The organism is Rhodococcus zopfii NBRC 100606 = JCM 9919 (assembly GCF_001895025.1).
GTDB classification, from domain to species: domain Bacteria; phylum Actinomycetota; class Actinomycetes; order Mycobacteriales; family Mycobacteriaceae; genus Rhodococcus; species Rhodococcus zopfii.
The window spans coordinates 21,306-33,968 of the sequence record NZ_BCXI01000058.1 but is presented as its reverse complement, the minus strand read 5'-3'; the positions used below and the strand labels follow the sequence as shown (position 1 = coordinate 33,968).

The following is a 12,663-nucleotide window of genomic DNA, read 5'->3' as shown; positions in this document are numbered from 1 at the left end:
GAAACGACTCCCATCGTTGCTTGCAGGATCGTTCCGTCGACGATGACGGGGAACAGGAAGGCGATCTCTCTCGGTTGGCCGGCCTGGATGCACAGGTCTCGCAGTGCGAGGAAGCTGAGAATGAACGCGGCCGCCCCGATTCCTACGGTGATGGTCACGCCTGCGAACCACATGGATCCGCTGACGGCTGTCACGTTCTCGGGCACTGAGGCGTTCTTGTTCTTGTGTCGCTTCGTCCACATCATAGTTCCCATAGTAACAATGAGAACCATGATATGAGAAGGGGTTTCTCAGATGAGATTCGCAGGTCACGACGGGATCGAGGCGGATACGTGAGATGAGAGATGACTGCGCTCCGGCCGGTTCTCGGAGGAGTCGTTCGGGCGTGATGGTTCTTATCGCTCGGGTCGGCGTCTCACAATGTCGACTGATCCTGTTGCTCGTTGCAGAGGTCCATCGTTGGCGAAGCCGCCCCCTGGTGCATCCACCCGCGACAGCTCCGGTCCGAGTAGTTCAGGAAGGGTCAGTTCGCGGCGATCAGGCCGAAGACTCCGACGACGAATCCCATGAGGCCGCAGTAGAGGAAGAAAGCCGCTCCGAGCCTGTTCTTCTCTTGCCGTTCCCTCCTGGTCACGCTTTTTCGCCGCATGTACTCGCATGCTCCGAAGCAGATGAGCGCCGCGATGATCAGTAGCCACCACAGACCCGTGAGACCTCCGGCGAGATTGCGGACGGGTTCGGGTGGGCCGTCGAAGCCGAGGTAGGTGGTTCGGGCGTAGAGGTGGGGCTCATTCACGTCGGTGGCGGTCCTTTTCTCGGGCTCGGTCAGTCGGTGGTCGGCACTGTGTCACGCGGCACCGACTGATCTTGGTGCGTCGTGGTGCGCCCCGCTATCGGCTCGACGGCGAGAACGGCGACCGTTACGACGAGAACGACGGCGGCAACTGTCATTCGGCCGGCTACCGGATAGGCGTTGTTTGTGCTGGCGGGAGCGTTATCGTCACGGATTCTCGCGCACACTCGCATGGGTGCTTGAGGGTTCTCTGTGCTGCTGCCTCATGAAAGGGATTCCATAGCAATAATGGGTTATATGAGGTGTGAGAGTCCCACTGGGGGTGAGAATGGGTGGTTCTCATCGTGTCCTCAACGCATGAGGATGTGCGACTGAGAACCGGTCAGGTGCGATTCCAGCGGCCGACGCCGGTCTGGGCGGTGGATTTGACTTCCCCGGTGGTCGGGGCGTCCCAGCTGTGGCCGTTGTTGTGTTCGGCTTCGAGTCGTTCGATTGTCTCGAGGACGGCGGTCTCGAGGAATTCGCTGAAGGTGCTCGGCGGAAGGACTGCGCGGGTGCCGAGGTAGGCAGCGCGGATGCGTTCGGCCTGGTCGGTGTGGAACCCGAGTTTGGGGCGCGGTGTGCGTGACGCCTCGGTCATTGCTGGTCCTGTTCTCCTGGGCGGCTGGGGGCGTTGCGTCCGACGCCGGTCTGGGAGAGGGATTTGAGTTCGCTGCGGCTGGGGGTGCGCCAGGGCCGGCGGTCGTTGTGTTCGGCTTCGAGACGTTCGGTGGCCTCGACCAGCAGGTCGGTGATGAACTCGCTGAGGGTGGCCGGGGGCAGGATGGCGCGGGTGCCGACGTAGGCGGCGCGAATCCGGTCGGCGTCGGCTTCGCTGATGTCGAAGGCCATGCGCTTCTTCCCGGTCATGGTTCTCATCGTAACTTCGGTACGTGAAGCACAGCCTCTGCCACGAATGGACATGTTCGAGGGTTCGAAAGGGAGAAGGCGAGGCGGATACCTGATATGGCTTGGCATGACCTACCCGAATAATGTCTGTATATGGCTCGGCGTGTCCTACCCGAATACTCGATCTTGGTAGTGCACAGTACTCGGCATGGAAACGGCGGGGGAGTCCCTTCTCACTGACGAGCAGTGGGGAAACGAGGTGCTACTGCCGCATCGGCCGTTCGCGACGAACCAACTCGAGCACGGTCAGTACCGAATGAGCCGTGACCAGGCATTGACGATGCGCTACATCCAGCACTCTCCACACGCGTTGCTCGGATCGATCGTCATCGACTGTGACCACCCCGATGCGGCGATGCGGGCGTTCGAGAAACCGTCGGATCATCCGACGCCGAGCTGGGTCGCGCAGTCTCCCTCAGGGCGGGCGCACCTGGGTTGGTGGCTGGGCGACCATCGAGTCTGCCGTACCGACTCGGCGCGGTTGACTCCGCTGCGCTATGCCCATCGCATCGAGCGAGGTCTGTGTATCTCCGTCGGCGGGGACTTCTCCTACGGTGGGCAGCTGACCAAGAACCCGATCCACCCTGAATGGGAAACCATTTACGGTCCAGGGGATCCGTACTCGTTGCGGGATCTGGCGACCATCTACACACCTCGTCAGGCTCCGCGCCGGCCCGACCGCTCCGTGGGTCTGGGCCGCAATGTGACGATGTTCGACACTGCCCGTAAGTGGGCGTACCCACAGTGGTGGCACCATCGTCAGGGCACCGTAGACCAGTGGCTTCAGCTGGTTCTTCAGCGTTGTCACGGAATCAACAGCGAGTTCGCCGACCCTCTTCCTTTCATCGAGGTCCGTGCCACGGCGTACTCCATCGGCAAGTGGATCTGGCGTAATTTCGACGAGGGGACGTTCCGGGCGCGCCAGGCAGTACGTGGCAGCAAGGGCGGCAAGGTCATGAGCTCCGCCAAACGGGAAGCAAACAGGAAGCGGGCCACCAAGTTCAATCTGGCGACAGCATTGGAGTTCGCGCAATGAGCGGCAGCGCCCAGGCACAACAACGTCGGTCCATCACCGCAAAGGAACTGGCACGCCGGCTCGGCTCGTCGGAGCGCACTGCACGTCGCCTGATTGCCGAACCCCGAGACCAATTCCTCGAACGCGCAGAACGCCGACGCAAGCAGGTGGTCGAACTTCGCCAGCAGGGGATGAAGTACCGCGAGATCGCCGAGAAACTGGAGATGTCGACCGGAGCGGTGGGTCGGATACTGCATGATGCCCGCAAGCTCGAGGGGTAGGAGTGGCTTCCGCGTGAAACGATTCGATTCCCCTTCGCCGCTGTGGTTCTGACCGGAGCGAGAATTTCGTTCAGTAGCGGTGCCGGTCGAAGCGGTCCCCGCGGGTCCGGGTGCGCATGCCCGAGCGCCGGAACAGTATCTGCCGGATCTCGGCGAGAGCGGTGGCACGGGTGTCGTCGCTGGCCGGAGGATGAGCAGCACGCCGGTCGAGTTCGGCGCGACGTTCGGCGGCGCGGCGGTCCTGGATCTCAGTGCGGCGCTCGGTGGGGGTAGGCCCTGACCACACATCGGCGAGGGCACGGAGCTGCCAGCGCAGGAAAGCGGTCGGGGATGCTAGGTGTGGGAGGCTGCGGTCGCGGCGGAACTCGGTGATCTGGTCGGCTACGTCGTCGCCGGTCCATCGGGTGGTGTCGATGCCTGCGGCGGTCAGGGCATCGGCGATCGCTCCGACGTGGTGATGGGTGATTCCGGGTACGTAGTGGCCATTCCGATCCACGCCGCGGTATTCGGGCATCGTGGGACCGAGTCGGTCGGCCAGGCGCGCTGCGGCGATCTGAGCGTGCAGGGGTCGTGGGTCGCTCCCGGCCTTCATCGAAGCCCGGGCGCGGCGCGTAGCGCGCGCGTTGGTGATTACTTGAGAACGAGAGATACCTGTAGAACCCAAAGGGTTCTCCGGTAGATCCGCATGATTCGGAAACTGGGGATAAACAGAAGAGTTGGCAGTGAACTTGCTGGTCAAGGCCCACACGGAAGCTGCGCGAAGTTGCTTTCCACCGTGGGTGAGGCTGGCTTCGATGCGTTCGGCGATGGTGAGGTAGCGGCCGCGGACGAGCTCGACGGCGGCTCCGATGCGGCGAAGGATCTGGCGGGCACGATCGAGGACGTCGGTGCTAATGCCGGCGTACTCGGCGAGGGTGTCGCGGGCGGCGGTGAGGCTGCGGCCGGTGGATTCGTCGGCGTAAGCGGCGTGAGCGTTGGCGGCGGCGATGAACTTGTCCGGGGCGATGCGGTGCTCGTGGCAGATCTTGATACCGGTCTCGCTGCGGGCGAAGGTGATGATCTGGCGCATCCAGCCCGTGCGGGAGTCCCAGACGGGGATGGGGGAGTAGGCACCATCGGCTACGCGGAGGTTGTAGCTGCCGCGACGGCGACCACGGCGGGTCTGGGGAGTGGCGCGGCCGGGACCTCGACGGTTGTCCCGGGCGGTGTGTGCGCTCCGTTGAGGGCGACACGCGGGAGTGTGATTTGAGACGGAAGTTGGCCCAAACGAGCAGCGCTCGCTAATATGCATAACGAAGGCTTTCTGGAGAGAAAGTTCGAGTGCCCGAGGAGTTTGGCGACTTTGCTCGGTCACAGATTCGGTTTGGAAGACCCCTCGCTTGGCAGGCGGGGGGTTTTCTGCATCTGAGGGCGGGCTAGTTGGCGGCTAGCGGCCCTCTCTGGTGGCGTTTACACGGCCACCGCCTTGATCTCGCGGGCAAGGTCCGGTCGACCGGCTTGTAGTGCGAGCAGGTCGGCGACGTATTGGGATAGCGCGACCTTGGCGTCTTTGGCATCGTTGCGGAGCTGTTCGTGCAGCTCAGCGGGGATGCGTAGAGTCATCGCGGCGCGGTCGCCTTTATGCGGCTGTGCCATGCGTAAACCCCCGGTTCTTCAAGATCGGCCCGTTGAATCTGACTCAGGTTAGCGGCTGCGAGCGCGGATGTCAGTTACCCCCGTACATCGGCGTGGCGCGTGTCGACTAGTGGGACGGCAGTCAGGGAGCCCTTGAGCGGTGGGAGGCGGCGGTGTGCCTCTCGTCGGCGGTGGGGCACACTCTCACGAATGGCGTCACCGCAGCTTTCGACGAGCAGCCCTGCGACCACCGACTCCCAGCCGATCCCGCGACCTCGATGGAGACTTCCGCTGGTGGGTGATCTGCTCAGCATCGACGTGGCCAAGCCGGTTCAGCGTGAGATGCAGATGGCACAGGAACTCGGTGGGATCTTCGAACGCAAGATCCTCCAGCACCGGTTGATCGTGGTCTCGGGCGCCGATCTGGTGCGCGAGGTCAACGACGAGGAGAAGTGGGCGAAGTTCCTCGGCAAGCCGCTGCGCAAGCTTCGCGTCATCGCCGGCGACGGACTGTTCACCGCGTTCAACTCCGAACCGAACTGGAGCAAAGCCCACAACATCCTCGGGCCTGGCTTCAGCCAGGCCGCGATGCGTGGCTATCACGACTCGATGCTCACCGTCGTCGACCGACTGGTCGACAGCTGGGACAGCGCAGCGGCCGACGGCGAGTATGTGGACGTGCCGAAGAGCATGACGTCGCTGACCTTCGACGTCATCGGCCAGTGCGGCTTCAGCTACGACTTCGACTCGTTCGGCCGCACTGAACCCGATCCGTTCATCGCGGCGATGAGCCGGGCGCTCGAGTACATCAACCGCTCGTCGAACGACATCCCCATCCTCCGGACACTGTTCGGCCGCAGTGCCAGGGAGCAGCATGAACACGACATCGCGCTGATGCAGGGCACGGTCGATCGCATCGTCGAGGAGCGGATGCACTCCGGCGAGCAGCACGGCGATCTGCTGGACCTGATGATGCACACCGTCGATCCCGACACCGGCGAGCAGCTCGACCGTGAATCGATCCGCAATCAGGTGCTGACTTTCTTGGTCGCGGGCAACGAGACCACTGCGGCGACCTTGGGTTTCGCGGTCCATTTCCTGAGCCGACATCCCGAGGTGGTGACGAAGGCGCGGGCCGAGATCGCCGAGGTCGTCGGTGCCGACGGCCGGATCGGGTACGAGCAGGTCGCCAAGCTGCGGTATGTGCGGCGGGTGGTGGACGAGACGCTGCGGTTGTGGCCGGCCGCCCCGGGTTATTTCCGCAAGGTACGCGGTGAGACCACCCTCGGCGGACGGACGCTGCCGAAGGGTTCGTGGGTGTTCGTACTGTTGCCGCAACTGCACCGCGACCCGCTGTGGGGCGACGATCCCGAACGGTTCGACCCGGATCGATTCGAGCCCGCGGCCGTGCGCAAACGGCCGGCGCACATCTTCAAACCGTGGGGCACCGGCATCCGGGCGTGCATCGGTCGGCAGTTCGCGTTGCACGAGGCGGTGCTCACGCTCGCGTCGCTGATCCGGCGGTACGACTTCGCTCCGGAACCGGGTTACGAGCTCGACGTGCACGAGGCGATCACTCTCAAACCGCGGGGGTTGAAGGTCAAGCTCTCGCGTCAGTGACGGAGGCGGCCGACAGGTAAGTTCCCCCTGGGCAGCCGTACTGTGCCCACGGTTCGGGGGAGGTTATACGTCAATGGTTCTCAACGAGTGGCATTTGGTCGAGACGTTGGTCGACGGCGAGATGTCCGTTGTCAGCTGCGGCGGCGTAGTCAAGGATTGGGCGTCGGTGACCCGGCATGTTCAGCCGGCCCCGGATCTTCCGGTCACGCGGATCATCGACGAGGTGATCCGCACTCGTCGGCCGGTGTCGATCGATCTGCGCTCGCGTAAGGGGGCGCAGAAGGCGTTTCACATCGAGGCGCTGCCCGTTCTCGGCCCCAGCGGGGATGCGCACGGTGTCCAGGTATGGGTGGGGGAGCCCGGCCGGGTTCCCACCCCACCTCGTATCGCAGCTGGGATTGCGTGGAGTCTCGAGCGGATGGTGATCGGCCAGACGGTCGAAGCCTCGATGATGTCCGGGGTGCTTCCTGAAGAGCACGTTCCGGAGCGAACTCCTGCGGAGTACATCGCCAAGGCGGTGAAGTTCGACGATTCGGCGTCGTTGTTCGAGCTGGGCATCGATCCGGTGCACGGTCGCCGGTGGGAGGCTCCCATGTCGGTTCTGCACGCCGACGGTCGGGTGATGCGCTGGTACTGCTGGGGCAAGGGCCGTACTGATCCGGGCAACGTGGGATTGCGGCTGCTGTGGCACGACGTCTCCGATACGACGTCACCGGAGTTGCCGACGTTGAGCGAGCTGGGAATGCAGGAGATGCTCCGGTCAGCGGGGGTCTACACCGGCGTCTTCGCCGCCGACCTCGCCGTTCTGACGATGTGGCTGCCGGATGCTCCACCGTGGGTATCCTGGCGAAACATCAAGGGCGGAAACGAAATCGTGCATCCCGACGATCGGTATGTGCTGGCCGATGCGCTGGCAACGTTTTGCTCGGGGGATACCGCGCCTCGGTGTGTCGCTGCTCGTCTGCGTTCGGAATCTGGCTGGCGGGCAGCTGAATTGTCGATCAGCCCGTATCCCGGTCCTCTCAGCGACCGCCTGGTGCTCGTTCAGATTTCAACGATTGCCGACGAATTCGATGCGGCCACAGAGGATGTGCAGGGATCCGATCGGGGGGTGCGAGGCGGGTAGGTTGGTCCCGGACTATCGGCCGTGATCTGATAGTTTGTCTTCCGCGTCCCCGCCCGTGGGGATTTCCCGGGGCTTGTCCACTCGGCCTCGGATGTAGCACAGCCGGTTTCGGCCGCTTCCGCATGTCTGCGTGAGGCAGGCTGCTATCTCCGCGGGGGGAGCTCAGACGTGGTTATCCGTATTTGTCGTGCGTCGACACACAGTGTGTCGCGCGTGTCAGACGGGTGTGCCCGGCGGTCGGGTTCGGGCCCGTTCGTAGGCGGCGCGGACCTCGGCTGTGTCCACTCCCAGAGCTCGAGCCAGTCGTTCGGCTACCGTCTCTCGCAGCGAGGTTTCCCCCAGCTCGAGGCTGCTGAGCGAGGCCGTGGAAATGCCTGCTTGCAGCGCCAGCTGGGGCTGGGTCAGGCCGGCCTGGACGCGCAGATCACCCAGATACCGGTCGTGCGGAGGTATCCGCACCAGCTCGGACATCGAAACGTCGAGGGCAGCGGCGACACGGGCCAGACGGTCCACCTGCGGGGTCGCCTGCCCGGACTCCCAGGCACGCACGGCCGCCACGCTCACTTCGGCGAACCTCGCCAGGTCACCACGGGTGTAACCCTTCTCTGTCCGCAGATCGATCAGCCTCTCACGGTCGAATCCCCGAAGAGGCCGTCTCGTCATGCCCGAAACCTTTCCACGAGCCATAACACTGCCCTACAGGAATGACTTGCGTCATCTTCCACTGGAATAGATTTTGCTGTAATGTTCCGGAATAGAGTTTCAATGAAGGGTTTTGCAGCGAAGGAGGTAACGATCGGCTGAGCCGAGGGAAGCGTCTGGCCGGCAACCAGCGCGAGCCACGGTGAGGCCACCGGCAAAAGGGAAAACCCCGGACACGTGTCAGTGATTGGCGTCAGTGTCACGTATCCGGGGTTGAACCACCTACGTACCAACCCGTCCGGGCTGACTACGCAAGCTCGGGCACCAGGTCACTGCGGACGAGAGCCCACTTCCTTGTCGGGCGCTGCTGTTCTGGCGTTACTCGACTGTGCGCGCCAACGGCAGCGTTCCCGCACCTAGTCGGCGCTGCCGACACGTGCACAAGCGGACTACCTCCCTGTGGTGACCACCCGATCTTCTCGGCCCTGACGGATCTCTTTCTCGCTCAGGTCCTTCACGCATTCGGGACTCGATTCATTCGCAGGAAAGGCGATGTACATGTCCGTATCCAACGAAGATCAGCTGGTTTCCGGCACCGGCAGACACCGGCGCCGCCGAACGACCAGTGCGGTGCTCAGCACCGCGACTCTGGTACCGGCGGCAGCCGGGTTGCTCATTGCCTTTGCGCCGACGGCAGCAGCAGCGCCGACCGGCGACTCCGGCGGCGGGCAGGCAGGGATCACGTCCCCGCCGCAGTCCGGTGGTGGGCAGGCGGGCATCACCTCCACGCCACCCTCGACTTCTGCTCCTGCACCCTCGACTCCTGATCCGCAGCCCGCCGAGAACTTCTGGGTAGCGCCTCCGGCCGAGTACAACCGCGGCACCCGCGCCTACAACCCGCAGACCGGCGGCGGTGTGTCGATGGCGCAGTACAACGGCTATTCGGGCGGCGACAACTCCGGCTACTCCGGTTACAGCGTTCCTGCTCCGCAGGCGCCGGTCGTGGTGGAAGGCCCGACCCTGCCGATCGAGGCTCCGGTCAACAAGATGCGTTTCGGCCGGGTGATCTTCGACCAGCCGAACTGGGTCTCGGACGTCGATGCCGACAAGACCAACCGCACGACCGCAGTGGTCGAGGCGATGGTCACCGACTACCACCGGTCGACCGGCATGGAGACCGAAGAGGCCGAAAAGATCGCCTCGGCCCAGGTTGCAGGCACGGCCGTAGGTGCAGCGACCGGCTTCGGCACCGGCTGCCTCGCGGCTGGTGTCCCGACCGCACTGGCAGTGAGCACGGTCGCGGGCATCGTCGGGGCTGGAGCAGGCACGATGGTGCCTCTGCCGATTCCGGGGGTTGCTCCCGTGACCTCGGGCGTTGCCGCTACCGCCGCTGGTGCGGCGGCCGGATTCGGACTCGGATGCGCGGTCGGTGGTGGACTGGGCGCACTCGGCGGCGGTCTGGCCGGGTACGGGGTCGGCACGGCTTACGGCGCGGGCGAGGATGCCACGCCGATCGAAACCGAGGTGCCCGACATCGAGGCCGAACAGGTCACAGAACAGGTCGACACCACGCTCGCGCAGTGGTCGGAGGATCCCATCGGTGCGGCTGCGGTCGACGCTGTGCAGACCTTCGCCACCGAGACCGCACCTGCGATCGATGAGCAGGTCCGCGACTTCGTTCAGGCACAGCCCGGCGGTGAGCAGGTCATCGAGCAGGTCGACCAGGCACTCGACTCGTTCTTCACCGACGCGACGCCGGGGCTGGCATCGCGCCTGGTCAGCGAGGCGGTCGGTCTGGGTCTCGGCGCGCCCGCTCCGGCAGTCGACGCCTGAGTCCAGTCGAAGAGGGAGACGAACCGATGAAGCGGAACGACCGAGCGGGCTCACCTCGGGTGTTCGATGCGACCGCACCTCGCACCCGCATGGTTCGGGAGTCGGTGCCGGTGTCGGTACCGGCGGCCGAAGAGCGCTTTTCCTCCGGGAGAACCGCGTCCGCCCGTGAGTCGGCGTCTCGAGTGGTCGCGGCGGCCGATGCCGGTCGCCGCGCCACTCACCCGACCACGCAGGTGACCACGCGCCGCCCTGTCGGGAAGGGACTGACCTATGCCGGTCTCGGCCTCGCGGCCGTGGCCGTCGTGGGACTGGCCGGCTGGGGCATCACCGCTCTCGTCGGCGGCGGTGACGACGACGCGGACTTCGGTGGCCTGGTCCCGGACATCGCAACCGCTGCGCCGACAGCGGCAGCGGCAGATGACCCGTGCTCACCTGGCGAGGGTGACCAACTCTCCGGCGAAGGGGTGATCGCGGCGCTCGAACACCGCTATTACCTGCTGCGTTCGGGTGAGTCGGTGCGGGAGTTGATGGCCCCTGATGCGCCGTTGCCCGACGCGGCAATGATCCAGCAGGGCATCGACACCGTGCCGCTGGGGACCACGCACTGCCTCGAGGTCACGGCCATCGGGCCGAACATCTACAGCGCGCAGATCACCGAGGTCCGCCCGGATCGGCGCAACGAGTTCAAACAGCGCATCACAACGACCACGGCCGAGGACGGCCGAGTGATGATCCGCTCCATCGAAGAGGTCGGGTCATGAGGAAAGCAAGTCTCGCTCTGGCAGCGGCAGCAGTGACCACCGCGGCCGCGGTAAGCACACCGACGGTTGCTCATGCAGCGGAAACGAACGGGTGTGCGCGCACGATCGCGCTGATGATTCCCGGCACGACGGAAACGTCCGCTCATGCTGATCCGACCGTGCCGACGGGCATGCTCGCGGCGGTCGGTGACGCACTCGAGCAACGGTTCGGCAAGAACCTCGACGTGGTGTACGTGCCGTATCCGGGCGAGGCGTTCTTCAACGGCACGTCCTATGCCGAATCGAAGTCGCGGGGCGACAAAGCGGCAGCGGAGTTGATGGAGCGGTGCCCGTCGTCGACGTACCTCATCGCCGGGTACAGCCAGGGCGCGCAGATCGGCAACGATCTGGCCGTCAACATCGGCCACGGTCTCGGCCCCGTCACTCCGCAGCAGGTCAAGGCGGTGATTCTGCTCGCCAATCCGAAGCGGGGCACCGAGGGCGCAACGTTGATCGGCCCGCCCCTGAGCGGTCAGGGCATCGCGGGGCCGGCCCCGGAAGGGTTCGGCAAGCTCGCGGGCAAGGTGTTCGACATCTGCCACCCGGACGATGCGTACTGCAACACCGATGGTCAGTCGACGCCGTTCCTGGCGTCTCTGGGCCGGATCATCGCCAATCCGCCGGGAGCGGTCGATGTCTCTACCGAACTCGCCTCGACTGCATCACCCCAGACTCCGACGATCACCGGCACGTCGACAGTGGCGCAATCCTCCCTGGTCGATGAGCTGTCCTCACCGGGGACCTGGCGCAACGCGGATCTGTCAGCGGTGTTCGGGGCAGCCTCGCAACTGGCCGAGTCGGTGTCTTCGCTCGATGCCGCTGGTCCGACGTCGACCACCTCAGCGGCGAACATCGCCCGCATGACGCAGCAGGCGCGGCTGGTGTCGGAGACTTTGACGCCGGTCGACCAGGCGCGACAGTGGATCGACAGCAATCCGGGCGCGCGTGAGACGTTCACCTCAGCTCCCGAGGGATCGCCGGAGGCGACCACGGCGAGCGTGCTCGACATGCTCGAGCAGGTCGATGTCCCGGCAGTGTTGTCGGCCGCCGAAGCGGTGACCGGGGTGAGCACGGCCTTGCTCAAGTCACGGGCCTCGGGGGAGTCGGTCGATGTGTCGACGCTGGCAGGGTCGGCAGATGCGCTGGTCGCGGGTCTGTCGCCGTTGGCGGCCTCGGGTCCGGTGGAGTTGCGGACGGCAACGCAGGTGCTTTCGGTAGCCAAGCCGACGACGATCATCAATCAACTGCTGGGCGTCGTCTCCGGCGTGACCTCGGTCGACTATCCGGCGGTGGCGGCCGGGTTGCAGCAGCTTCCGATCAAGATTGCCACCGGCGATGTGCACGGGGCGCACGCGGTCGCGGGCGATCTGAACAATCAGCTCTCCCCGCTGGTGAAGATGGCTGCCGGGGTGGATTTCAAGACACTCTCACGGCTGGTGGCGATGGTTCCGGACCCGTCCGGCACGGCCGCAATCGCCGCGCTGGTGCTTGATCTGCTCGGCAACGTCGATGTGATCCGCTTGGCCCGCAATGTCGGCGAGATTCAGGAAATCGCCTGGTCGGTGGCCGAAAGCGGGAACGTGCTCGAGCTGTCTCGGCTGATGCCGGTGGCGGTGGATCTGGCGCAGGTGGCTCTCGGCGTGCTCACCCCGGGCCAGAAGATGAGTCCCGATCAACTGCACGATCCGGGCGATCCGATCGGCTCGCTGATGTCGGTGCAGGCACAGGACAGTGATCTGGCCGGCCTGGGCCAGTCGGTGATGACGCTGGCGAGCAGTGACAGTGCGGCCGAGCTGGGGCAGCTGGTGGCCGAAGGATTCACCGCGGCGAGTTTCTACGCCTCGAATTCGCACATTGCGTATCCGAGCTGGTCCCCGGATGGGAGGGACAACGCGATCGACACGATGGTGAAGGTTTTCGCCAAGGCGATCGGCTGAGGCCGGTCGGTCCTGGTCAGCGGGTGGTGCCGCTGCCAGGACCGGGAGCCTTCC

At 65.0% G+C, this 12,663-nt stretch carries 14 protein-coding genes and 1 pseudogene; 8 read left to right on the top strand and 7 right to left on the bottom strand.

Annotated features, from left to right (window positions below):
• From RZ1_RS27320 to RZ1_RS27305, 4 genes are all read right to left on the bottom strand, one after another.
• Positions 1–245, bottom strand: a 245-nt coding sequence (locus tag RZ1_RS27320) for a DUF2637 domain-containing protein (protein ID WP_244899398.1), incomplete at its 3' end; no start/stop codon positions are given.
• 278 nt (positions 246–523) lie between these two features.
• Complete coding sequence (locus RZ1_RS27315) at positions 524–796, bottom strand: hypothetical protein (RefSeq protein ID WP_072815828.1); 273 nt, start codon at positions 794–796, stop codon at positions 524–526.
• Positions 797–1,175: 379 nt separating this feature from the next.
• The gene (locus RZ1_RS27310) at positions 1,176–1,433 is read right to left on the bottom strand and encodes a ParB family protein (protein WP_072815827.1); all 258 of its coding nucleotides are present in this window, start codon (positions 1,431–1,433) and stop codon (positions 1,176–1,178) included.
• Entirely contained in the window at positions 1,430–1,702 is a 273-nt protein-coding gene (locus RZ1_RS27305) for a ParB family protein (protein ID WP_072815825.1), read from the bottom strand. Before RZ1_RS27305 ends, RZ1_RS27310 begins: the two co-directional genes overlap by 4 nt.
• Before the next feature lie 187 nt (positions 1,703–1,889).
• On the opposite strand from RZ1_RS27305, the gene RZ1_RS27300 reads away from it, so the two are divergent.
• On the top strand, positions 1,890–2,777 hold the full coding sequence (locus tag RZ1_RS27300) for a replication initiation protein (protein WP_072815824.1): 888 nt from the start codon (positions 1,890–1,892) through the stop codon (positions 2,775–2,777).
• Positions 2,774–3,037 carry a sigma factor-like helix-turn-helix DNA-binding protein gene (locus tag RZ1_RS27295; RefSeq protein WP_072815822.1) on the top strand — a complete coding sequence of 88 codons (264 nt, stop codon included), beginning with the start codon at positions 2,774–2,776 and terminating at the stop codon, positions 3,035–3,037. Before RZ1_RS27300 ends, RZ1_RS27295 begins: the two co-directional genes overlap by 4 nt.
• 70 nt (positions 3,038–3,107) lie before the next feature.
• On the opposite strand, the gene RZ1_RS27290 is transcribed toward RZ1_RS27295, so the two are convergent.
• Both RZ1_RS27290 and RZ1_RS27285 read right to left on the bottom strand, forming a co-directional pair.
• A complete protein-coding gene (locus tag RZ1_RS27290) occupies positions 3,108–4,106 on the bottom strand; it encodes a replication protein (RefSeq protein ID WP_072815821.1) in 999 nt (332 codons plus the stop codon).
• A 380-nt stretch (positions 4,107–4,486) separates the two neighbouring features.
• Complete coding sequence (locus RZ1_RS27285; RefSeq protein ID WP_218020497.1) at positions 4,487–4,639, bottom strand: toxin-antitoxin system HicB family antitoxin; 153 nt, start codon at positions 4,637–4,639, stop codon at positions 4,487–4,489.
• A 222-nt stretch (positions 4,640–4,861) separates the two neighbouring features.
• On the opposite strand from RZ1_RS27285, the gene RZ1_RS27280 reads away from it, so the two are divergent.
• The 3 genes and pseudogenes from RZ1_RS27280 to RZ1_RS27275 all read left to right on the top strand — a co-directional run bounded on the left by RZ1_RS27280 (position 4,862) and on the right by RZ1_RS27275 (position 7,397).
• Positions 4,862–6,271, top strand: coding sequence for a cytochrome P450 (locus tag RZ1_RS27280; RefSeq protein ID WP_072815820.1), 1,410 nt, complete (start codon positions 4,862–4,864; stop codon positions 6,269–6,271).
• 73 nt (positions 6,272–6,344) lie between these two features.
• Positions 6,345–6,632: pseudogene (locus RZ1_RS31520) on the top strand (GAF domain-containing protein); the annotation flags it as partial.
• Between the two features lie 57 nt (positions 6,633–6,689).
• The gene (locus RZ1_RS27275; protein WP_244899400.1) at positions 6,690–7,397 is read left to right on the top strand and encodes a hypothetical protein; all 708 of its coding nucleotides are present in this window, start codon (positions 6,690–6,692) and stop codon (positions 7,395–7,397) included.
• Between the two features lie 216 nt (positions 7,398–7,613).
• Here the strand turns inward: RZ1_RS27275 and RZ1_RS27270 are convergent, their stop codons facing one another.
• Positions 7,614–8,060: a helix-turn-helix domain-containing protein gene (locus tag RZ1_RS27270; protein WP_072815817.1), complete on the bottom strand. Its 447-nt coding sequence runs from the start codon at positions 8,058–8,060 to the stop codon at positions 7,614–7,616.
• Between the two features lie 537 nt (positions 8,061–8,597).
• Between RZ1_RS27270 and RZ1_RS27265 the strand changes: the two genes are divergently transcribed.
• The 3 genes from RZ1_RS27265 (at position 8,598) to RZ1_RS27255 (ending at position 12,609) form a co-directional block, all read left to right on the top strand.
• Positions 8,598–9,872: a hypothetical protein gene (locus RZ1_RS27265; protein ID WP_072815836.1), complete on the top strand. Its 1,275-nt coding sequence runs from the start codon at positions 8,598–8,600 to the stop codon at positions 9,870–9,872.
• 233 nt (positions 9,873–10,105) lie between these two features.
• Positions 10,106–10,633 (top strand): DUF8176 domain-containing protein, encoded by a 528-nt coding sequence (locus tag RZ1_RS27260; protein WP_238071880.1) that lies wholly within the window; start codon positions 10,106–10,108, stop codon positions 10,631–10,633.
• Positions 10,630–12,609 (top strand): cutinase family protein, encoded by a 1,980-nt coding sequence (locus RZ1_RS27255; RefSeq protein ID WP_072815816.1) that lies wholly within the window; start codon positions 10,630–10,632, stop codon positions 12,607–12,609. The genes RZ1_RS27260 and RZ1_RS27255 overlap by 4 nt, the downstream gene beginning before the upstream one ends.
• The last annotated feature ends 54 nt before the right edge of the window (positions 12,610–12,663 follow it).